At 70.7% G+C, this 20,528-nt stretch carries 19 protein-coding genes; 11 read left to right on the top strand and 8 right to left on the bottom strand.

Features of this window, described 5'->3' with window-relative positions; translation table 11 throughout:
• Positions 1-17: 17 nt before the first annotated feature.
• The gene (locus EL338_RS20020) at positions 18-935 is read right to left on the bottom strand and encodes a 1,4-dihydroxy-2-naphthoyl-CoA synthase (protein ID WP_126335345.1); all 918 of its coding nucleotides are present in this window, start codon (positions 933-935) and stop codon (positions 18-20) included.
• A gap of 42 nt (positions 936-977) precedes the next feature.
• A complete protein-coding gene (locus tag EL338_RS20015; protein ID WP_126335344.1) occupies positions 978-1,670 on the bottom strand; it encodes an HAD family hydrolase in 693 nt (230 codons plus the stop codon).
• A gap of 121 nt (positions 1,671-1,791) precedes the next feature.
• Between EL338_RS20015 and EL338_RS20010 the strand changes: the two genes are divergently transcribed.
• The gene (locus EL338_RS20010) at positions 1,792-2,805 is read left to right on the top strand and encodes an acyl-CoA dehydrogenase middle domain-containing protein (RefSeq protein WP_235666223.1); all 1,014 of its coding nucleotides are present in this window, start codon (positions 1,792-1,794) and stop codon (positions 2,803-2,805) included.
• A 166-nt stretch (positions 2,806-2,971) separates the two neighbouring features.
• Positions 2,972-4,276 carry an LLM class flavin-dependent oxidoreductase gene (locus tag EL338_RS20005; RefSeq protein ID WP_126336981.1) on the top strand — a complete coding sequence of 435 codons (1,305 nt, stop codon included), beginning with the start codon at positions 2,972-2,974 and terminating at the stop codon, positions 4,274-4,276.
• On the opposite strand, the gene fadD8 is transcribed toward EL338_RS20005, so the two are convergent.
• Both fadD8 and EL338_RS19995 read right to left on the bottom strand, forming a co-directional pair.
• Positions 4,273-5,895 (bottom strand): fatty-acid--CoA ligase FadD8, encoded by a 1,623-nt coding sequence (fadD8, locus tag EL338_RS20000; protein WP_126335343.1) that lies wholly within the window; start codon positions 5,893-5,895, stop codon positions 4,273-4,275. The two genes, EL338_RS20005 and fadD8, sit on opposite strands and share 4 nt — an antisense overlap.
• 28 nt (positions 5,896-5,923) lie before the next feature.
• Complete coding sequence (locus tag EL338_RS19995) at positions 5,924-6,628, bottom strand: GntR family transcriptional regulator (protein WP_372942376.1); 705 nt, start codon at positions 6,626-6,628, stop codon at positions 5,924-5,926.
• A 32-nt stretch (positions 6,629-6,660) separates the two neighbouring features.
• On the opposite strand from EL338_RS19995, the gene EL338_RS19990 reads away from it, so the two are divergent.
• The 7 genes from EL338_RS19990 to EL338_RS19960 all read left to right on the top strand — a co-directional run bounded on the left by EL338_RS19990 (position 6,661) and on the right by EL338_RS19960 (position 15,166).
• Entirely contained in the window at positions 6,661-9,444 is a 2,784-nt protein-coding gene (locus tag EL338_RS19990; protein ID WP_435404877.1) for an FAD-binding and (Fe-S)-binding domain-containing protein, read from the top strand.
• 54 nt (positions 9,445-9,498) lie between these two features.
• The gene (locus tag EL338_RS19985; RefSeq protein ID WP_235666556.1) at positions 9,499-10,404 is read left to right on the top strand and encodes an o-succinylbenzoate synthase; all 906 of its coding nucleotides are present in this window, start codon (positions 9,499-9,501) and stop codon (positions 10,402-10,404) included.
• Positions 10,405-10,458: 54 nt separating this feature from the next.
• Positions 10,459-11,412: a GlxA family transcriptional regulator gene (locus tag EL338_RS19980; RefSeq protein ID WP_126335340.1), complete on the top strand. Its 954-nt coding sequence runs from the start codon at positions 10,459-10,461 to the stop codon at positions 11,410-11,412.
• 18 nt (positions 11,413-11,430) lie between these two features.
• The gene (locus tag EL338_RS19975) at positions 11,431-12,180 is read left to right on the top strand and encodes a DJ-1/PfpI family protein (RefSeq protein WP_126335339.1); all 750 of its coding nucleotides are present in this window, start codon (positions 11,431-11,433) and stop codon (positions 12,178-12,180) included.
• Positions 12,181-12,246: 66 nt separating this feature from the next.
• Positions 12,247-13,026 (top strand): alpha/beta fold hydrolase, encoded by a 780-nt coding sequence (locus tag EL338_RS19970; RefSeq protein ID WP_126336979.1) that lies wholly within the window; start codon positions 12,247-12,249, stop codon positions 13,024-13,026.
• The gene (gene menD, locus EL338_RS19965) at positions 13,023-14,681 is read left to right on the top strand and encodes a 2-succinyl-5-enolpyruvyl-6-hydroxy-3-cyclohexene-1-carboxylic-acid synthase (protein ID WP_126335338.1); all 1,659 of its coding nucleotides are present in this window, start codon (positions 13,023-13,025) and stop codon (positions 14,679-14,681) included. The genes EL338_RS19970 and menD overlap by 4 nt, the downstream gene beginning before the upstream one ends.
• Entirely contained in the window at positions 14,678-15,166 is a 489-nt protein-coding gene (locus EL338_RS19960) for a DUF3592 domain-containing protein (RefSeq protein ID WP_179967110.1), read from the top strand. Before menD ends, EL338_RS19960 begins: the two co-directional genes overlap by 4 nt.
• A gap of 4 nt (positions 15,167-15,170) precedes the next feature.
• Here the strand turns inward: EL338_RS19960 and EL338_RS19955 are convergent, their stop codons facing one another.
• The gene (locus tag EL338_RS19955; RefSeq protein ID WP_126335337.1) at positions 15,171-15,842 is read right to left on the bottom strand and encodes a DsbA family protein; all 672 of its coding nucleotides are present in this window, start codon (positions 15,840-15,842) and stop codon (positions 15,171-15,173) included.
• A gap of 99 nt (positions 15,843-15,941) precedes the next feature.
• On the opposite strand from EL338_RS19955, the gene EL338_RS19950 reads away from it, so the two are divergent.
• Positions 15,942-17,123: a glycosyltransferase family 4 protein gene (locus tag EL338_RS19950; RefSeq protein ID WP_126335336.1), complete on the top strand. Its 1,182-nt coding sequence runs from the start codon at positions 15,942-15,944 to the stop codon at positions 17,121-17,123.
• Between the two features lie 31 nt (positions 17,124-17,154).
• Here EL338_RS19950 and EL338_RS19945 read toward each other — a convergent pair whose 3' ends face one another.
• Entirely contained in the window at positions 17,155-17,979 is an 825-nt protein-coding gene (locus EL338_RS19945; protein WP_126335335.1) for an SDR family oxidoreductase, read from the bottom strand.
• Between the two features lie 69 nt (positions 17,980-18,048).
• Between EL338_RS19945 and EL338_RS19940 the strand changes: the two genes are divergently transcribed.
• Positions 18,049-18,735: a demethylmenaquinone methyltransferase gene (locus EL338_RS19940; RefSeq protein ID WP_126335334.1), complete on the top strand. Its 687-nt coding sequence runs from the start codon at positions 18,049-18,051 to the stop codon at positions 18,733-18,735.
• Between the two features lie 12 nt (positions 18,736-18,747).
• Here the strand turns inward: EL338_RS19940 and EL338_RS19935 are convergent, their stop codons facing one another.
• Both EL338_RS19935 and EL338_RS19930 read right to left on the bottom strand, forming a co-directional pair.
• On the bottom strand, positions 18,748-19,524 hold the full coding sequence (locus EL338_RS19935; protein WP_235666222.1) for an oxygenase MpaB family protein: 777 nt from the start codon (positions 19,522-19,524) through the stop codon (positions 18,748-18,750).
• 91 nt (positions 19,525-19,615) lie between these two features.
• A complete protein-coding gene (locus tag EL338_RS19930; protein WP_126335333.1) occupies positions 19,616-20,518 on the bottom strand; it encodes an oxygenase MpaB family protein in 903 nt (300 codons plus the stop codon).
• Positions 20,519-20,528 lie beyond the last annotated feature (10 nt).

Here is a 20,528-nt window from a genome sequence, read left to right as displayed (position 1 = left end):
TCACGCCAAAATCACTGCTAGAAGTAGCGGGGGAACGGGGTCCAGTCCGGATCCCGCTTCTCCAGGAACGCGTCGCGGCCCTCGACGGCCTCATCGGTCATGTAGGCCAGCCGGGTGGCCTCCCCGGCGAACAGCTGCTGGCCCACCAGGCCGTCGTCGAGCAGGTTGAACGCGTACTTCAACATCCGTTGGGCCTGCGGCGATTTGCCGTTGATGGCCGCGGCCCACTCCAGGGCGACGTTCTCCAGCTCGGCGTGGTCCACCACCTCGTTGACGGCGCCCATCTGGTGCATCTGCTCGGCGGTGTAGCTGCGGCCCAGGAAGAAGATCTCCCGGGCGAACTTCTGCCCCACCTGACGCGCCAGGTAGGCGCTGCCGTAGCCGCCGTCGAAGCTGCCCACGTCGGCGTCGGTCTGCTTGAACATCGCGTGCTCGCGGCTGGCCAGCGTCAGGTCGCACACCACGTGCAGGCTGTGCCCGCCGCCGGCGGCCCAGCCGTTCACCAGGCAGATCACCGGCTTGGGCATGAACCGGATCAGCCGCTGCACCTCGAGGATGTGCAGCCGTCCGGCGCGGGCCACGTCCACGGTGTCCGCGGTCTCGCCGGCGGCGTACTGATAGCCCGTGCGGCCGCGGATGCGCTGATCGCCGCCCGAGCAGAACGCCCAGCCGCCGTCCTTGGGGGACGGGCCGTTCCCCGTCAGCAGCACCACGCCGACATCCGGTGACATCCGGGCGTGGTCGAGCGCGCGGTAGAGCTCGTCGACCGTGCCGGGCCGGAATGCGTTGCGCACCTCGGGCCGGTCGAAGGCCACCCGGACCGTGGGCTGCGGATTTCCGGCCGCGTCGACGTGCCGGTGGTAGGTGATGTCGGCCAGGTCGGTGAACCCGGGGACGGGCTGCCACAACGTGGGATCGAAGGGATTCTCGCTCACCCAGTGAACGGTAGCCGTCGGGCGATTCGGGTGCGCGCAGGGTCAGAGGTCGAAGTGCTCGCGCAGGCCGCGTAGCAGCGCGTCGGGACGCTGCGCGGTGGGCAGCGGGTCGACGAGGACGAACCCGCAGCCCACGTCCCGGGCGCCGCCGTCGGCCTCCTCACTGTCGCCGACCATCACCGCATCGCCGGCCTGCACACCGAGGCGGTGCAGCGCCGTGGTGAAGATCTGCGGGCTCGGCTTGACCGCCCCGACCTCGAAGGACAGCACGAACTCCGAGACGTACCGCTCGATTCCGAGAGCCGCGAACGCCGGCCGCACGTCGAACGCGATGTTGGAGACGACGGCGGTCCGCACGCCGCTTTCGGCCAGCCGCCGCAGCACTTGCGCGGTATCCGGGTACGGCGTCCAGCACGCGGGGTCGATCATCTTCTGGTACAGCGACTCGGCGTGGTGGCCGGACACCCCGGACTCGCGCAGCACGTGCAGGTAGGCCTCGCGGTGCAGGTGCGGTTCCAGGTCGCGGTTGGTCCACGCGTGGTGTTGCGCGTCGTCCATCGGGACGGACTGCCCGGTCGGCGCGGTCATCCGGCGCATCAACTCGACCTGCACGTGGCGGTCGACCTCGCTGTCATCGACCCGGACGCCCTCGAACCAGCTGTCGTCCTCCTCCAGCCGGAACAGCGTGCCGGAGAAGTCGAACAATGCGGCCCTGGGCGCGGACGGTGACTGCATGCCTCCATGCTGCCATCGAATTCGTGCCCTCGAATCGGGGTGTGGAAACGCGCCGAATTGGGCATCTAACAGGCATGCTCTCTTCGCTCGACCCCCCTCTGCGATCCCGGACGGCACGGCGATGACCGCCGGGGTCGTCAAGCACTGGCTCGACAGCGGCAAGCTCGAGTTGCCGCTGCCCGGTTCGGGGGCCACGGCGCAGCGCTGGCAGCGCCTCGGCGAACTGGCGCACGAGGATCTGGTGGCGGCTCGGATCGCGATGGCCCACGCCGACGCCGTCGCGATCCTCGACGAGCTCGGCGGTAAGCCCGTGCAGCACGCTCAGCTGTGGGCGGTCTGGGACGGTGCGGACGCCGGAGATTCGGTGACGGCCGCGACGACCCACGACGGTGCCGTGACACTGTCCGGCACCAAGCAGTGGTGCCCGGGGGCGTCTTTCTGCACGCACGCCCTGGTCGCGGGCACCCATCCCGACGGGACGCGCGGCCTGTTCGCGGTGTCGCTGTGGGATACGACGGTGCGTGCGCTGCCCAGCGAATGGGCCAACCCCGGCATGGCCGGAAGCGACACGCGCGCAGTGCGATTCACCAACACCTCGGCGGTGCCCGTCGGCGATCCCGACGGCTACCGGAGCCGGCCGGGATTCTGGCACCGCGCCATCGGCGCGGCCGCGTGCTGGTTCGGCGGTGCCCGCGCGGTTGCCGAACCGCTGTACGAACTGTCCGCGAGCGGGGCCGCCGACGAGCATGCACTGGTCCACCTCGGCGCGGTGGACGCCGCGCTGGCGGGGGCCGGGGCGGTGCTCGGCGCCAGCGCCGGGCAGATCGACGCCGACCCGTTCGACCGGGCCGGGCAGGCCGAACTGCTGGCCCGGCGGGTGCGAGCCGTGGTGGCGGACGCGGTCGACGAGACCATCGACCGGGTGGGCCGCGCGTTGGGACCGGTGCAGCTGTGCCGAAACGAGATCCATGCGCGACGGGTGGCGGACCTGTCGATCTATGTCCGCCAGATCCACCCCGAGCGCGAACTCGCCGCGCTCGGTGCGTTGGTCGCACCCGCCGCCCCCGCCGCACCCGCGGCCACCACGCTGCGCTTCCCGACGCGGCGCCGCGTAAGTCGGCCTAGGCCGGCTTAAAACTCACGCTGAGCGCAATCCTCGGCGCGGGCCTGAAACTCTGCGAAGCTGCCGTGGCTCTGGCGTGCGAAGTTGTCTGCCGCCCCCGAATTTTCGCCTGGCTATCGTGTTACCCGGCGCGTCCCTGGCCATCGACCGTAGGAGTTCCCACGTGACCAAGAAGAAGATGCACCTGCTGGGTTTCGTCCAGCACGGTGTGATGAACCACGCGTCGACCATGTGGGCCCACCCGCGCGACAAGATCGGCTACCACTGGTCGCGTCCGGAGTTCTGGCGCGATCTGGGCCGGACGATGGAGCGCGGCCTGTTCGACGCGATGTTCATCGCCGACGAGTTGGCGCCGTACACCACCTACAAGGGCAGCTCGGATCCCGTGGTGAAGTTCGCCGGCCAGTGTCCGGTGCACGAACCGGCCAGCCTGGTGCCGATCATCGGGGCGTTCACCAAGCACCTCGGCATCGGCATCACGCTGTCGACTTCCTTTGTGCCGCCGTACATGATGGCCCGTCAGCTGTCCACGCTGGACCATCTGACCGGCGGCCGGGTCGGCTGGAACATCGTCACCTCGTACTCCAAGAGCGAGTTCCAGGCGATGGGCAAGGAGAACCTCACCCCGCGCGACAAGCGCTACGAGGTGGTCGAGGAATACATGCAGCTGCTCTACCAGCTGTGGGATTCCTGGGACGACGACGCCATTGTCTACGACCGGGAGAACGGCGTGTTCGCCGATCCGGCCAAGGTCCGTGAGATCGACTTCCAGGGCGAGTTCTTCCAGTCCAAGGGGCGGCACTTCGTGGCGCCGTCACCGCAGCGGCGGCCGGTGCTGTGGCAGGCCGGTTCCTCGGATCAGGGGCGCGAATTCGCTTCCAAGCACGCCGAATCCGTGTTCGGCATCTTCCCGACCCCGAAGAGCATGCGGGCCTACGCCGACGACATCCGGACCCGCGCCGACAATCACGGCCGCGACCCGGAATCGGTGAAGCTGATCTATGGCCTGCAGACCGTCATCGACCGGGACAAGTCCCGGGCCAACGACCGCTACGCGGAGTTCGTGGAGAAGGTCCAGATCGAGAGTGCGCTCGGAATCCTTTCCGGCCACACCGGATTCGACTTCTCCACCCTGGGCCTCGACGACAACGTGGTGGACGCCGACGTGCAGGGCATCCGCGGCCTGTTCGACGCGATCCTGGAGGCCAAGGACGGCGCCCCGGTCACGGTGCGGGAGGCCGCGCAGATCTACGGCGTCTCGATGGGCGCCCCGGTGGCCGTCGGCACCCCGGCGGATGTGGCCGATCAGATGGAGCAGTACATCGACGAGGGCGGCTGCAACGGCTTCATGATGCTGGCGACCGACACTCCGGGCTGCTTCAACGACATGACCGAGCTGCTGGTGCCCGAGTTGCAGCGCCGCGGCCGGTTCCGCACCCGGTACCCCGGGACCACGCTGCGCGACAGCCTGCAGGAGTACTAAACGGCCCGGGAGGCGCCTTCCCAGAACCGCGCCCGCACGGCCTTCTTGTCGGGCTTGCCGAGCCCGGTCAGCGGCAGCGCGTCGACGACCACCACCCGCTTGGGCACCTGCACCGAACCCTTGCGGTCCTTGACGGCGGCCTGGATCTCGGCGGTCATGGTGGCGATCGACGCCTCGTCGGTGCCGGCCTCGGAGCGCAGCACCACCACGGCGGTGACGCTCTCGCCCCACTTGTCGTCCGGTGCGCCGACGACGCAGACCTGGGCCACCGCCGGGTGTTCGGCGACGACGTCTTCGACCTCGCGCGGGTAGACGTTGAAGCCGCCGGTGACGATCATGTCCTTGACCCGGTCGACGATGAACCAGAACCCGTCTTCGTCCTCGCGGGCCATGTCACCGGTGCGCAGCCAGCCCCCGGTGAACGTCTTCGCGGTTTCCTCCGGCAGGTTCAGGTAGCCGCCGGAGAGCAGCGGGCCCGACACGCACACCTCGCCGACTTCGCCTTGGGGGACCGGGTTTCCGTCGGCGTCGAGCAGCGCGCAGCGGGCGAACAGCGTCGGCCGGCCGCACGAGGACAGCCGCTTGTCGTCGTGGTCATTTTTGCCCAGGTACGAGATCGCCATCGGCGCCTCGGACTGCCCGTAGTTCTGCGCGAAGATCTTGCCGAACCGGGAGATGGCCTCCGCCAACCGAACCGGGTTGATCGCCGAGGCGCCGTAGTACACGGTTTCGAGCGACGACAGGTCGCGGGTGTGCGAATCCGGGTGATCCATCAGGGCGTAGAGCATCGCGGGCACCACGAACGTGGCGGTGATCCTGTGCTCCTCGATGTAGCGCAGCGCCTCGCCCGGATCGAACTTGGCCATCACGTGCATCTCGCCGCCCTTGATCAGGGTCGGCAGGAAATAGGCGGCCCCGGCGTGCGACAGCGGGGTCAGCATCAAGAACCGCGGGTTCTCCGGCCACTCCCACTCGGCGAGCTGGATGGTGGTCATCGTGGTGGTGGCCTGGGTGGTCATCATGACGCCCTTGGGCTTTCCGGTGGTCCCGCCGGTGTAGGACAGGCCGTTGACGTGGCCGGGGTCCAGGTTGGCGGCCTCCAGCGGACGCGGGGTGTACTTGGCCGCCTCGGCGGTCAGGTCGACGACGGTCACGTCGGCCTTGGCCGCGGCCTCGGCGAGCGGGGCCGGCACCGCGCCGATGGTCAGCACCTGCTCGAGCGCGTCGACCTTGCCGATCAGGCCGATCGCGCGTTCGGTGAACATCGGGTTGGGGTCGATGATCAGCGAGGTCGCCCCGGAGTCCGACAGCACATAGGCGTGGTCGTCGAGCGAGCCCAGGGGATGCAGCGCCAGCCGGCGGTAGCCGCGGGTCTGTCCGGCGCTGGTGATCATCAGCACCTCGGGGCGGTTCAGCGACAGCAGCCCCGAAACCGCCCCGGAGCCCGCGCCGAGGGCCTCGAAGGCCTGGACGTACTGGCTGATCTTGGCGGCCAACTCGCCGCCGGTCAGGGTGGTCTCGCCGAGGTGCAGCACGGGCCTGTCCCGGTGCCGCTTGAGGGCCCCGATGAGCAGGTGGCCGGAGTGGACCGGGTGGCGCAGAAGCTGGTCGTCGCTCATGTTCCCCAGACTAGAACGTGTTTCAGTTCTAGTACATGGCGGAGTCGGCGGCGGCCGCCTCCGCATCGCGCTGGGCCTGCGCCACCAGCAGTTTTCCGGTGTGGACGAGGTGCGCCCGCATGGCGGTCTCGGCCGCGTCGGCGTCGTGAGCCAGTAGTGCGTCGACAATCGGCACGTGCTCGGCGTCGATGTCGAGCAGGGTGCGGGTCTTCTCCGCGGTCGAGGCGCCCAGCAGGCGGGTCGTCTCGCGCAGGCCCTTGACGATCGCCCGGGCGCGCCCGTTGCCGGCCAACTCGAGGATCAGGTCGTGCAGGCCCTGATCGTGCTGGACGAAGGCGCGTTCGTCACCGGCGCGCGCCGCGGCCGCCATCAACTCGCGCTGGCGCACCAGTCGTGCGCGCCCGGCCGTGCCCTCGGCGACCGTGCGCACCGCGGGCAGTTCCAGGGCCAAGCGCACCGCGAAGATGTCCTCGATGTCGGAGGCCTGCGGGCGCAGGATCTGAAAGCCCTGCCGCGCTTCGAATTTGATCAGGCCGACCTCTTCGAGGCGCAGCAGCGCCTCGCGGACGGGGGTGCGGGAGACGCCGAGGGATTCGGCGAGTTGGTACACGGAGTAGCGCACGCCGGGTCGCATCCGGCCGTCGTCGATCGCCGCCCGCACCGCCGCGACCACGGCCTCCATCCGGCGGCCCTGCGGGGCGAGCGGTGCCGACTCGGGGAGTCCCTGCGCCACCCCGGCACCGTAGCATGCCAGGCAGGTGTAGCATGCTACGAATGGATCCGGCGAGCTTCGTCACGCTGTTGCGCCGCGCCGGGGTGTCCGACGTCCTGTCCGACGGCACAACGCGCGCGGCGTACTCGACGGATGCCTCGCTATACCGCGTTCCGCCGCTGGTGGTGGCCCGGCCCCGGCACGTCGACGAGATCGCCGCCGCGCTGGCGGTGTGCCGCGCCGAGGGGGTGCCGCTGACCGCCCGCGGTGCCGGGACCTCCATTGCCGGCAACGCCGTGGGCACCGGCCTGGTGCTCGATTTCAGCCGCCATCTCAACCGCGTGCTCGCGGTCGATCCCGACGCCGCGGTGGCCACCGTGGAACCTGGCGTCGTCCAGGAGGCGCTGCAGCGCCACGTGGCGCCGCTGGGTCTGCGGTTCGGCCCGGACCCGTCGTCGTCCTCGCGGTGCACGATCGGCGGGATGATCGGCAACAACGCCTGCGGCACCCGCGCCCTGGGATACGGCCGCACCAGCGACAACGTGGTCGGCCTGCGCGGCATCACCGGCGCCGGGGAGGCACTGGACGCCGCGGTGGTGCGGACCGGCCTGCAGCGGATCGGCGAGGCGAACCTGGCGGTCCTGCGCACCCAGTTCGGCCGGTTCAGCCGGCAGGTGTCCGGGTACGGGCTGGAAAACCTGTTGCCCGAGCGGGGTTTCGACATCGCCCGACTGCTGGTGGGTAGCGAGGGCACGCTGGCCGTGCTCACCGAGGCCACCGTCGCGCTGGTCGCCGAACCCGCGCACCGGGTGCTGGTGGTGCTCGGCTACCCGGACATCGCCGCCGCCGGGGATGCGACACCGCAGGTGTTGACCCATCGTCCGGTGGCCTGCGAGGGCATCGACTCGCGCATCGTCGACGTGGTGCGGGAAAAGCATGGGCCGCAGGCGGTTCCACCGCTGCCGGCGGGTGCGGCCTGGCTGTTCGTCGAGGTCACCGGGGCCGACCTGGCCGACACCGTGGCCCGCGCCGAACGGGTCGGTGCGGACTGCGCCGCGCTGGCCGCGCGAGTGGTGCCCGACCGCGCGCAGGCCGCCGCACTCTGGCGGATCCGGGCCGACGGCGCGGGCCTGTCCAGCCGCAGCCCCGCCGGACTGCCGGCGCACGCCGGCTGGGAGGACGCCGCGGTGCCGCCCGAGCGGCTGGGCAGCTACCTGCGCGACTTCGACGCGCTGCTCGGCGAGTACGGCCTCACCGGCCTGCCCTACGGCCACTTCGGCGACGGCTGCCTGCACATCCGCATCGACTTCCCGCTGCAGAAACCCGGCGGCGCAGGCGTCTTCCGGGAATTCCTGCTGGCCGCGGCCACGCTGGTGGCCGGGTACGGTGGCTCGCTGTCGGGGGAGCACGGCGACGGCCGGGCCCGCAGCGAGTTGCTGCCCATGATGTACTCGCTGGCCGCGATGGATCTCTTCGCCGCCGTCAAACACGTCTTCGACCCGCAGAACATCCTGAACCCCGGTGTCGTCGTCGACCCCCGCCCGTTCGACGCCGACCTGCGCGAACCCGCCGCGCCCAGCCTGCGGCGCGACCTGGCGCTGGCCTACCGCCACGACGGCGGCGACTTCACCCAGGCCGTGCATCGCTGCACCGGGGTGGGCAAGTGCCGCGCGGACAACAGCGCCACCGGCGGGGTGATGTGCCCGTCGTACCGGGCCACCGGCGAGGAGAAGGACTCTACCCGCGGCCGGGCCCGCGTGCTGCAGGAGATGATCAACGGCACCGTGGTGACCGACGGATGGCGCGCCGCCGAGGTGCACGAGGCGCTGGACCTGTGCCTGTCGTGCAAGGGCTGCCTGTCCGACTGCCCCACCGGGGTCGACATGGCGTCGCTGAAAGCCGAAGTGCTGCACCAGAGTTACCGACACCGGCCGCGCCCGGCCACGCACTATTCGCTGGGCTGGCTGCCGCGCTGGGCCAGGCTGGCCGCCACCGCGCCGCGGATGGTCAACGCGGCCCTGCGCGGCGCCGGACCGCGCGGACTGGCGCTGGCCGGCGTCGACGGGCGGCGGCGCATCCCCGAATTCGCCCCGCAAACGTTCCGGTCGTGGTTCTCCCGTCGACCCCCGTCCGCCGGGGACCCGGTGCTGCTGTTCGTCGACACGTTCACCAACTACTTCACCCCCGAGGTCGGGCAGGCGACCGTGCGGGTGCTCGAACGCGCGGGTTATGCGCCCGTGCTCACCGCCAAGCAACGCTGCTGCGCGCTGACCTGGATCTCCACGGGGCAACTCGATGCGGCCCGAAAGATCCTGGGCCGCACCGTGTCCGAGCTGGGCGCCACCGACCTGCCGATCGTTGGCATCGAGCCGTCGTGCACGGCCGTGTTGCGCTCCGATGCCGCCGAGCTGGTCGGTGCGGCCGCCGATCCGGTGGCCGGACGCACCCACACCCTGGCCGAGCTGTTGGCCGCCCGCGGCTGGGAGCCGCCCGATCTGACCGGCGAATCGGTGCTGGCCCAACCGCATTGCCATCACCACGCGGTGCTGGGCTGGAGTCCCGATGCCGCGCTGTTGGCCGCCGCGGGCGCCCAGGTGCAGCGCCTGGCCGGCTGCTGCGGGCTGGCCGGGAACTTCGGCGTGGAGAAGGGGCACTACGAGGTCTCGGTGGCCGTCGCCGACCTGGAACTGCGGCCCGCCGTCGCCGCGGCGGGCCCGCAGACCACGATCCTGGCCGACGGCTACTCGTGCCGCACGCAGCTGGCCGACCTGACCGACCGCCGCGGCCTGCACCTGGCCCAGCTCCTCGACCGCGCACTCACACGGCTAGCGTCGTGAACCGTGGAGCCACTAGACGACCTGCTGGACCGCGTCCACGTCGTTGCCCTGCCGATGCGGGTCCGCTTCCGCGGCATCACCGAACGCGAGGTGGCGCTGATCGAGGGCCCGGCCGGCTGGGGCGAGTTCGCGGCGTTCCCCGAGTACGGCCCGGCCGAGGCCGCGTCCTGGCTGGCCGCGGGCCTTGAGGCGGCCTTCCGGGACCCGCCGCCGCCCCGCCGGACCCGCATCGCCATCAACGCCACCGTGCCCGCGGTGTCCGCGGCCGAGGTCCCCGATGTGCTGGCCCGCTTCCCCGGCGCGCGCACCGCCAAGGTCAAGGTCGCCGAGAAGGGCCAGACGCTGGCCGAGGACGTGGCCCGGGTCAACGCCGTGCGCGCGCACCTGCCGACCGTGCGGGTGGACGCCAACGCGGGCTGGGATGTCGACGGCGCGGTGGCCGCCATCGAGGCGCTGACCGCCGACGGCCCGCTCGAGTACGTCGAACAGCCGTGCCGCACCGTCGCCGAACTGGCCGAGGTGCGCCGCCGGGTCGGCACGCCGATCGCGGCTGACGAGAGCATCCGCAAGGCCGACGACCCGCTGCACGTCGTGCGGGCCGGGGCCGCCGACGTCGCTGTCCTCAAAGTTGCTCCGCTGGGCGGGATCTCGGCCTTGCTGCGCATCGCCGAGCAGATTGACATCCCGGTGGTGATCTCGAGCGCGTTGGACTCGGCGGTGGGGATCGCGATCGGGCTCTCGGCCGCCGCCGCGCTGCCGTCGCTGCACCACGCGTGCGGGCTGGGGACCGGCGGGCTGTTCGTCGAGGACGTGGCCGAGGTGCCCGCACCCGTCGACGGTGAACTGGCAGTGGGGCCGGTGGCGCCGGACCCGGCCCGGCTGCGCGAACTGCGCGCGACGGGGCAGCGGCGCGACTGGTGGCTGCGGCGCATCGCCGAGTGCTATCCGCTGATGTCCTGATTTGTGGGGTGTATGGCATAGACGCCATCGGCGGGACGCGCCACGATGAGAGCCATGCGGCGATCGGTGATGCTGCTCGGCTATCCGGGCGTGCAGTCCCTGGACGTGGTCGGCCCGTTCGAGGTGTTCGCGACGGCCACCCTGGTCCTCGGCGGGACGGCCGGCTACGACGTCACGCTGGTGTCCGCCGGGGGGCGCCCGGTCCGCTCCGACAGCGGCCTGGAACTGGCCGCGGCCCCGCTGCCGCGCCACGACACCGCCGACACCGTGGTGCTGCCCGGCGGCGCCGGGGTGGCCGACGCGCGGCGCGACCCGCAGGTCATCGACTGGATACGACGGGTGTCGGGCACCGCGCGGCGCGTCGTCAGCGTCTGCACCGGCGCCACGCTGGCCGCGGAGGCCGGCCTGCTCGACGGCTGCCGGGCCACCACCCACTGGGCCTTCGCGCAGGCCCTGGCCGACGAGTTCCCGGCCATCGACGTCGATCCCGAACCGATCTTCGTGCGCAGTTCGTCGCGGGTGTGGACGGCGGCCGGGGTGACGGCGGGCATCGACCTGGCGTTGGCGCTGGTCGAGGACGACCACGGCACTGACGTCGCGCAGACCGTGGCCCGCTACCTCGTGCTCTACCTGCGCCGCCCCGGCGGGCAGACCCAGTTCGCCGCGCCGGTCTGGATGCCGCGGGCCAAGCGCGCCCCCATCCGCGCGGTGCAGGAACTCGTCGAGGCTGAACCCGGTGCCCGGCACCGCATCCCGGATCTGGCCGACCGCGCGGCGATGAGCCCCCGGCACTTCATCCGGGTGTTCACCGCCGAGGTCGGTGAATCGCCGGGCGCCTACGTCGAACGGATCCGCACCGAGGCGGCCCGTCGTCAACTCGAGGAGACCGACGACACCGTTGTCGCGATCGCCGCCCGATGTGGCTTCGGCACCGCAGAAACCATGCGCCGCAACTTCGTTCGCCGCATCGGGATATCCCCGGACCAGTACCGCAAGAGTTTCGCCTAGATCCCCAAGGAGCACGCCATGACCCAGATCGCCATCGTCGTCTACCCCAACTTCACCGCGCTGGATCTCATCGGTCCCTACGAGGTGCTGCACCGGCTGCCCGACACCGAGGTGCGCTTCCTGTGGCACGAGACCGGCCCGCTGACCGCCGACTCCGGCGTGCTGATGATCGGCGCCACCCACACCTTCGCCGAAACCCCGGCGCCCGACGTCGTGCTGGTGCCGGGCGGGCCCGGCTGCGTGGAGGTGGCCCGTGACGAGGCGGTGCTGGCCTGGCTGCGCCGGGTGCACGAGGGCGCGACTTGGACGACATCGGTGTGCTCGGGATCGGTGGTGCTGGCCGCCGCCGGGCTGCTCGACGGCAAGCGTGCCACCTCGCACTGGTCGTCGCTGGCCGCGCTGAAGATGTTCGGCGTCACCCCGGTCGGCGACCAGCGGATCGTCCACGAGGGGGACACCGTCACCGCCGCCGGCGTCTCGGCCGGCATCGACCTGGGCCTGTGGCTGGCCGGTCAGCTGGCCGGGGAGGCCAAGGCCAAGGCCGTGCAGCTGGGCATCGAATACGACCCGCAGCCACCGTTCGACTCCGGGCACGTCGACAAGGCCACCGCGGCCACCAAGGCCAGCGCCGCCGCGCTGCTGGGTAAGGACCTGGTCACGCCGCCGCTGCTGAGGGCCGGCGCGCTGCTGGCCTGGGACCGGGCCATCGCGACCGCCCGCGCGCGTCGTCGCAGCAGCCGCCGCCGCAGCCGAGCGATTTCGGCGTGATCTCCCACGGTGGACGTGTGAGATCACGCCGAAGCCCGGCTCGGCTAACGTGGCCGGGTGACCAATCTGGCCTATGACGACCGAGGCACCGGCGACCCGGTGCTGTTCATCGCCGGGCGTGGCGGCGCCGGACGCACCTGGCATCTGCACCAGGTACCGGCGTTCACCAGGGCCGGTTTCCGCTGCATCACGTTCGACAACCGCGGCATCGGCGCCACCGAGAACGCCAGCGGGTTCACCACCGAGACCATGGTGGCCGACACCGCGGCGCTCATCGACGAGCTCGTGGGCGGCCCGGTGCGCATCGTCGGGGTGTCGATGGGGTCCTTCCTCGCCCAGGAGCTCATGCTGGCCCGGCCCGAGCTGGTCAGCCAGGCGGTGCTGATGGCCACCCGCGGCCGCCACGACCGGACCCGGGAGTTCTTCAACGGCGCCGAGCGGCTGATGATGGATGCCGGTGTGCAGCTGCCGCCGGAGTACGACGCCAAAGTCCGCATGCTGGAGAACTTCTCGCCGAAGACGCTCAACGACGACCGGATGGCCGACGACTGGATCCAGATGTTCACCATGTGGCCCAGCAAGCCGACCCCCGGGATGCGCTGTCAGCTCGAGATCAACCCGGCCGCCAACCGGCTCTCGGTGTACCGGTCCATCGCCACCGAGGTGTTGGTGCTCGGCTTCGCCGACGACGTGCTGCTGCCGCCGCATCTGGGCAAGGAGGTCGCCGACGCCCTGCCCAACGGCCGCTACCAGGAGATTCCGGATACCGGCCACCTGGGCTTCATCGAGCGGCCCGACGTCGTCAACGCCGCGATCCTGGAGTTCTTCGGCCGGCTCTCGCTATGAACCCCTCGACGGCCCAGGCGCGCATCGTCGTCGACGAATTGATTCGCGGCGGTGTGCGTGACGTGGTGTTGTGCCCCGGCTCCCGCAACGCGCCGCTGGCGTTCGCGTTGGAGGCCGCCGACCGCGCCGGCCGGCTGCGGTTGCACGTCCGCATCGACGAGCGCACCGCCGGTTACCTGGCCATCGGGCTGGCGGTGGCCGCCGGGGCCCCGGTCTGCGTCGCGATGACCTCCGGCACCGCGGTGGCCAACCTCGGGCCGGCCGTCGTCGAGGCCAACTACGCCCGGGTGCCGCTGATCGTACTGAGCGCCAACCGCCCCTACGAGCTGTTGGGCACCGGTGCCAACCAGACCATGGAGCAGCTCGGCTACTTCGGCACCCAGGTGCGGGAGAACATCAGCCTCGGCCTGGCCCCGGATCAGCTGGCCAATTCCCCGATGGATGTGCTCAACGCGCAGTGGCGCTCGGCCACCTGCCGGGTCCTGGTGGCGGCCAAGGGATCTCGTAGTGCCAATGCCGGCCCCGTGCAGTTCGACATCCCGCTGCGCGAACCGCTGGTGCCCGATCATGAGACCGACGGCGGCGCGGGCCTGCCCGACGGGCGCCCCGGCGGCCGGCCGTGGACCCTCACCCCGCCGGTGAGCTTCGATCAGCCGCTGGAGGTCGACCTGAGCCTGGACACCGTGGTGATCGCGGGCCACGGCGCCGGGCCGCAGCCGAACCTGGCCGCCCTGCCCACCGTCGCCGAACCCACCGCGCCGCAGCCCGCCAACCCGCTGCACCCGCTGGCGCTGCCGCTGCTGCGGCCACAGCAGGTCATCATGCTGGGCCGGCCGACGCTGCATCGTCCGGTCTCGGCGCTGCTGGCCGACCCGTCGGTGCCGGTGTTCGCGCTCACCACCGGGCCGCGTTGGCCGGATGTCTCGGGCAACTCGCAGGCCACCGGCACGCGGGCGGTCACCACCGGCGAGCCGAGCTCGGCCTGGCTGCGCCGCTGCGCGGAGGTCAACGGGCACGCCGTCGACGCGGTGCGCGGCCAACTCGAGGCGCATCCGCTGACCACTGGCCTGCACGTGGCCGCCGAGGTCGCCGACGCGCTGCGCGACGGCGATCAGCTGGTCCTGGGCGCCTCCAACCCGGTACGCGATGTGGCCCTGGTGGGCCTGGCCGGCACCGGTGCGCCGCGCGCCGTGACGGTGCGGTCCAACCGCGGGGTCGCCGGCATCGACGGGACCGTGTCCACGGCCATTGGGGCCGCGCTGGCCCACGAGCGCGCCACCGGCGGACGCACGGTGGCGCTGATCGGGGACCTGACGTTCGTGCACGACAGCTCGGGTCTGCTGATCGGACCCACCGAACCCACCCCGCGCCGGCTGACCATCGTCGTCTCCAACGACAACGGCGGAGGCATCTTCGAGCTGCTCGAGCAGGGCGATCCGCGGTTCTCCGATGTATCCTCGCGGATTTTCGGCACCCCGCACGACGTCGACATCGCCGCGTTGTGCCGCGCCTATCACGTCGAGTACCGCCAGGTCGAGGCCGCCGGGTTGACGGGCGTCCTCGACGAGCCGCACGACGGGATGCGCGTCGTGGAGGTGAAGGCCGACCGGTCGTCGCTGCGCAAGTTGCACGCATCGATCAAGGCCGCCCTGTGAGGCGTCAGATCAAAGCCCTTGCGCGCCAACTCCTGCCGAGCAAGACGCCCGGGGCCCCCGACACGCCGATGCGGAAGGCGTTGCGCTGGACCAAGACCGGCGTGTGGGTCCTGGTGCTGGTGGTGACGCTGCAGTCGGTGCTGCTGGTGGCCGGCGCGTGGCGCAACGACCGGCAGATCGAGGCGAACCTGGGGGTGGCCCAGGCCGAGGTGCTCAGCGCCGGACCGCGTCGCTCCACCATCGAGTTCGTGACGCCGGACCGCGTGACGTATCGACCCGAACTCGGGGTGCTGTACCCGTCCGAATTGGCCACCGGCATGCGCATTTACGTCGAATACGACACCACCGACCCCGACCTGGTGCGCGTGCAGGACCGCAACGCGCTGCTGGCCATCATCCCGGCCGGCTCGATTGCCGTCGTCGGCTGGCTGATCGCGCTCGGCGCGCTGGCCGGGTTGGCGGCCCTGGAGCGACGGCTGAACTGACCGCTCAGGCCGCCCGCATCAGGTCCGAGAGCCAGTCGACGTCGTCGATGTCGAGGATCTCCTCGGCGTCGAGGTCGAAGACCACCGGGGTGGCGACCCGCCCCAGGATCTCTTCCAGCAGTTCGGCGTTGGCCTCGGACACCGCGTCGGCGTCGACCACGGTCACACCCTGCCCGATGCTCTCGACCAGCCGGGTCAGCAGCCCGCTGTAGGCCGCGATGGCGGCGAAGTCGGCATCACCGAAGTCGGTCTCGGACAGGTCCTGATGCGCCCACAGTTCCTGCACGAACGCCTGGAAGCCGCCGGCCGAGGTCGCCGGGTCGACCGCGGTGAACAACGCGTTGGTGACGGTGGCGGAATAGTCCAGGCCCAGGGCGTCGTCCAGGAAGGTCACCGGCCGGTAGGTGACGGCCAGTCGACCGGAATCCAGATGCGAGCGCAACTCGTCGCCGAAGTCGGACTGCAGGTACGCGCAGGCATGGCACTGCGGTTCGGTGAACAGCTCGAGTTGCACCGGGGCGTCGGGGAAGCCGACCTGGATCCCGGCGCCGTCGGCGGTCAGCGCCACCCCGGGTCCGCGCGGGTCCGGCCGGGCCGTACCCGCGACCTCGACGGTGCACCCGGAGACCAGCACCGCCGCGGTGACCGCCGCCAGGACCGCCCGCCAACCTCGCATGCTGTCTCCCTTTCGGTCCCAGAAGGCGTCCGACGCGTTTCGCCTGCCGTCTGCCTGCCCGCAACCCGGCGGCAACGCGGACCTGGCACGCTCGGCGTCGTGCGCGTTGCGATTGTCGCAGAAAGTTTCCTCCCGAACGTCAACGGTGTCACCAACTCGGTGCTTCGGGTGCTCGAGCATCTGCGCCGCAACGGCCACGAGGCGCTGGTGATCGCCCCGGACACGCCGCCGCGGCAGCCCAGGGCCGACCGCGTGCACGACGGGATCCGCGTGCACCGAGTGCCCTCGCGGATGTTCCCGAAGGTCACCTCGCTGCCGCTGGGCATCCCGTGGCCGCGGATGGTGGGGGTGCTGCGTGGCTTCGATCCCGACGTCGTGCACCTGGCCTCGCCGGCGCTGCTCGGCTGGGGCGGGGTGCTGGCGGCGCGGCGGCTGGGGGTGCCGACGGTCGCGGTGTTCCAGACCGACATCGCCGGGTTCGCCGAGAGCTACGGGCTGTCGGTGGCATCGCGGGCGGCCTGGGCGTGGACGCGTCAGCTGCACAGCAAGGCCGACCGCACCCTGGCCCCGTCCACCTCGGCGCTGGAAAACCTTGTCGAGCACGGGGTTCCGCGGGTACACCGGTGGGCCCGCGGCGTCGATGTCACCGGGTTCGCGCCGTCGGCCCGCAGCGACGCGCTGCGCCGAAGCTGGTCACCGGACGGTCGGCCGGTGGTCGGTTTCGTGGGCCGGTTGGCGCCGGAGAAGCACGTCGAGCGGCTGGCGACCCTGGCGGCCCGCGCCGATCTGCAGGTCGTGGTCGTCGGCGACGGCATCGACCGGCACAAGCTCCAGAACGCCTTGCCCACCGCGGTTTTCACCGGCGCGCTCTACGGGGCCGAACTGGCGACGGCGTACGCGAGCATGGACGTCTTCGTGCACCCCGGCGAGCACGAGACGTTCTGCCAGGCCGTGCAGGAGGCGATGGCCTCGGGCCTGCCGGTCATCGCGCCCGACGCGGGCGGCCCCCGCGACCTGGTCACCCCGATGCAGACCGGCCTGTTGCTGCCCGTCGACGAGTTCGAGCAGCAACTCCACGCGGCGGTCGATCATCTGATCGCCGAGCGCGGGCGGTACGCGGTGGCCGCGCGGCGCAGCGTGCTGGGCCGCACCTGGCCGGTGATCTGTGACGAACTGCTCGACCACTACGCCGCCGTGGCCCATCCCGCGCGCATGCAACCACCCACGCGCATGCAACCAAATAACGCGAGTGTGCGGGTCCCCGGGCGACACGCCGGGTGAATTCCCGGGTTTGCGCCCGCTCGCGCCCCCGTCAGCCCTGGGCCAGCTCCGCGACGTGCTGCCAGGCCTCCCAGGTGCTGATCCGCTGCGCGTAGTCGGCCTTGGCCAGCTCGAGGGGCAGGCTGCCGAAGAACACCCGCAGCGGCGGCTCCGGCGCGTCGACAATCTGCAGGATCGCCCGGCTGGAGGCGGCCGGATCGCCGGGACGGGCCACCCGCTGGGCCCGGATCCGGTCGGCCTCGGCGTGCGCCTCGGCGTAGTCGGGCAACGGGGTCGCGCGCCTGGCCGACGAACCGGCCCAGTCCGTGGCGAAGCCGCCCGGCTCGACCAACGTGACGTGGATGCCGAAGGACGCCACCTCCTGGGCCAGCGACTGCGAGAAACCCTCCAGCGCCCACTTGGAGGCGTGATAGATCCCGACGTTCTGGAACGCGGTGATCCCGCCGATCGAGGACACCTGGATGATGTGGCCGCTGCGCTGGGCGCGCAGGAACGGCAGCGCGGCCTGGGTGATCCACAGCGCGCCGAATACGTTGGTTTCGATCTGGTCGCGGGCCTCGGCCTCCGACAGTTCCTCGACGAACCCGAACTGGCCGTACCCGGCGTTGTTGACGACGACGTCCAGGCGGCCGAAGTGATCGTGTGCGGTCTGCACCGCGGCGAAGTCGGCGGCCCGATCGGTGACGTCCAGCGCGAGGGGCAGCACGGCGTCGCCGAACCGTTCGACCAGGTCGTCCAGGGTGTCGGTGTCGCGCGCCGTGGCGGCGACCTTATCGCCCCGCTCGAGGGCCGCGATGGCCCAGTGCCGGCCGAAGCCGCGGGAGGTGCCGGTGATGAACCACACTTTTTCAGTCATGAGCCAATCCAACGACCCAGCCGGTGGTTGATTCCCGATTCGGGCAAGTTCACAGGTAGCGTCGGTGCGGTGAGCCGCGCGACGCTGGACAAGGATCCCCGTGAGGTGGCGTCGATGTTCGACGCCGTCGCCCGTCGTTACGACCTGACCAACACGGTGCTGTCACTGGGCCAGGACCGGTTCTGGCGCCGGGCCACCCGCGCGGCGCTGGAGATCGGGCCGGGGGACCGGGTGCTGGACCTGGCCGCCGGGACCGCGGTCTCGACGGTCGAACTGGCGAAGTCCGGCGCGTGGTGTGTGGCATGCGACTTCTCGGTGGGCATGCTCAAGGCCGGCGCGCAGCGCACCGTGCCCAAGGTCGCCGGCGACGCGACCAAGCTGCCGTTCGACGACGAGTCGTTCGACGCGGTGACCATCAGCTTCGGGCTACGCAACGTAGTCGACCATGTCGAGGGGCTGCGCGAGATGGCCCGGGTGACGCGGCCCGGCGGCCGGCTGGTGGTGTGCGAGTTCTCGACGCCGACGGTGCCGGTGTTCTCGACGGTGTACAAGGAGTACCTGATGCGGGCGCTGCCGGCGATGGCCCGCGCGGTGTCCAGCGACCCGGAATCCTATGAGTACCTGGCGGAGTCGATCCGTGCCTGGCCCGATCAGGCGGAGTTGGCGCGCCGCATCGCCACGGCGGGGTGGTCGTCGGTGCGCTGGCGCAACCTCAGTGCGGGGATCGTGGCCCTGCACGCGGCCACCAAGCCCTAATCCTGCCCCGTCCTATTCCATAGCGCGACCGTGCGCGCCCCCGGCCGACACGCCGACGGTTTCGCGTACTTTGCGCACCTTCGCCGGCGCTCGCAGGGCCGGGATCGTCGCCCCCACGCGACACAATCCCGCGAACGTACGCAGCGCCCGTCGATCCCGTGCGCCCGGATGCACGCCGGTCAGATCGATGGCCGCCTCGTGCTGCATCGCGCGGATCGCGGCGCGGGGCACCCGGGACGGCCACCAGTCCGAGGGCGCGAAGATCTCGTCGCGGAAACGTTCGAAGTGCTCGCCGGCGGATAGCTCGGTGCGGCAGTAGCTTTCGAAGTTATCACGGAACGACGGCCAGTCCGGCGGCATTGGCCGCGCCGAGATCCCGTACTTCCGATACCAGTCGCAGCACTGCTGATAGAGCCGCTCATGCTCGTCGTCATCCAGCGGCTGGACGAACGTGTTCACCATCGCGACAAGGCTTTCCACGTAGGTCGCGTGCTGGAAGTGGAAGAGTTCGGGGTCCAGGGCGTGGTACTTGCTCCCGCCCGGGGTGTGGCCCTTGACGTGTTCGTGGCCGAACCGGATGACCGGGCGCATGTCGGAGTCGGTGTAGGCGATGTCGACGGCCATGGTCACGGTGCGCTTCTTGTGCTGCCAGATCCGTTCGCGCAGCAGGGCGTGCTCCCAGATACCGGTGGCGATGGCCGGGTGTAACAACTGCAGGCAGACGGCGCGGGGGAGCATGAACAGGAACCGTCGATCGCCGGCGTAGCGGTGCAGCAAATGGTCCGTCACGGCGACACTCCTATCGTGAGCGTGCGCAAAACCCGTAAATCACTCGGCGTGTCGCCCGGGGACGCGCCCGCTCGCGCTGAATGTTGTTGGGCTACAGAATGGACTTTTGCCGGCGGATACGTCGGCGCAGGTCCTTCATCAGCACGGTGTAGTTGTAGGTCCGGATGAACCGCGGGATGAACCGGTTGACGAACGACACGAACAGGAACAGGTGCTCGAAGCGCCGACGGTCGGTCTCGGTCCACTCCCAGCCCATCGGCTCGCGGAAGACCGGCGCCAAGAATCCGATGGTCAGGAACCGCAGCAGCGGGGCCAGGATCATCCGCGGCACCACGTTGATCATCTTCAGGGCGACGAGTTCGTTGAGGAAGTCGCGTACGAAGTCGTCGATCTGGATGCGCTCGCACGAGGTGTTCCAGTACACGTCGAAATCCTTGCGGGTGGCCGGCCACATGTCCTCGAGCACCTGCAGGGTGGTGCCGATGGTCATGGCGCTCTGGTAGAAGTTCTCCGCTTGCTCCTCGTCCATGGCCCCGTGGATCAACTGATGGGTGTCTTCGTAGAAAATGAACAGGCAAGCGGCGACCCACAATTGGAGCTCGCGGTTGAAGGCGTTGTACTTGACCGGGCTGTCTGCGGTCGAGCGGACCTGCCGATGCGCGACGTTGACCGCGTCCCGGTAGGCGTTGCGCTCCTCCTCGGTCCCGAGGATCGCCACCGCCAGATATTGCGCGGTGGTGCGCAACCGCTTCCACGGATGATGCATGAGGGAGCCGGATTCGACGCGGCTCTCCGCGACCCCGTATCCGACCTCGGGCCAGCTCAGCTGCATGATCACGTTGGCCGCCGACGCGGCCGCCGACCAGAAGTCCAGGGCGTCGGTGAGATCGACCTGCTTCTTGTTCCAGCGCGGGGTGCGCTGGGTGATCTGGATTCGCGTCTGCTCGGTGGTCAACACCGGTTCTGTCTCGGTCTGCACGTACTGCGCTGGCATCGCGATCTCC

The sequence above is a fragment of the Mycolicibacterium chitae genome (assembly GCF_900637205.1).
Lineage (GTDB): Bacteria > Actinomycetota > Actinomycetes > Mycobacteriales > Mycobacteriaceae > Mycobacterium > Mycobacterium chitae.
This window is presented reverse-complemented; position numbering and strand designations above follow the sequence as displayed.

Excerpts from the sequence above, each read along its gene's own strand:
- EL338_RS20015 (WP_126335344.1), bottom strand. The coding sequence starts at position 1,670 with ATGCAGTCACCGTCCGCGCCCAGGGCCGCATTGTTCGACTTCTCCGGC.
- EL338_RS20010 (WP_235666223.1), top strand. The coding sequence starts at position 1,792 with ATGACCGCCGGGGTCGTCAAGCACTGGCTCGACAGCGGCAAGCTCGAG.
- EL338_RS20005 (WP_126336981.1), top strand. The coding sequence starts at position 2,972 with ATGCACCTGCTGGGTTTCGTCCAGCACGGTGTGATGAACCACGCGTCG.
- fadD8 (WP_126335343.1), bottom strand. The coding sequence starts at position 5,895 with ATGAGCGACGACCAGCTTCTGCGCCACCCGGTCCACTCCGGCCACCTG.
- EL338_RS19990 (WP_435404877.1), top strand. The coding sequence starts at position 6,661 with ATGCTACGAATGGATCCGGCGAGCTTCGTCACGCTGTTGCGCCGCGCC.
- EL338_RS19985 (WP_235666556.1), top strand. The coding sequence starts at position 9,499 with ATGCGGGTCCGCTTCCGCGGCATCACCGAACGCGAGGTGGCGCTGATC.
- EL338_RS19980 (WP_126335340.1), top strand. The coding sequence starts at position 10,459 with ATGCGGCGATCGGTGATGCTGCTCGGCTATCCGGGCGTGCAGTCCCTG.
- EL338_RS19975 (WP_126335339.1), top strand. The coding sequence starts at position 11,431 with ATGACCCAGATCGCCATCGTCGTCTACCCCAACTTCACCGCGCTGGAT.
- menD (WP_126335338.1), top strand. The coding sequence starts at position 13,023 with ATGAACCCCTCGACGGCCCAGGCGCGCATCGTCGTCGACGAATTGATT.
- EL338_RS19955 (WP_126335337.1), bottom strand. The coding sequence starts at position 15,842 with ATGCGAGGTTGGCGGGCGGTCCTGGCGGCGGTCACCGCGGCGGTGCTG.
- EL338_RS19945 (WP_126335335.1), bottom strand. The coding sequence starts at position 17,979 with ATGACTGAAAAAGTGTGGTTCATCACCGGCACCTCCCGCGGCTTCGGC.
- EL338_RS19930 (WP_126335333.1), bottom strand. The coding sequence starts at position 20,518 with ATGCCAGCGCAGTACGTGCAGACCGAGACAGAACCGGTGTTGACCACC.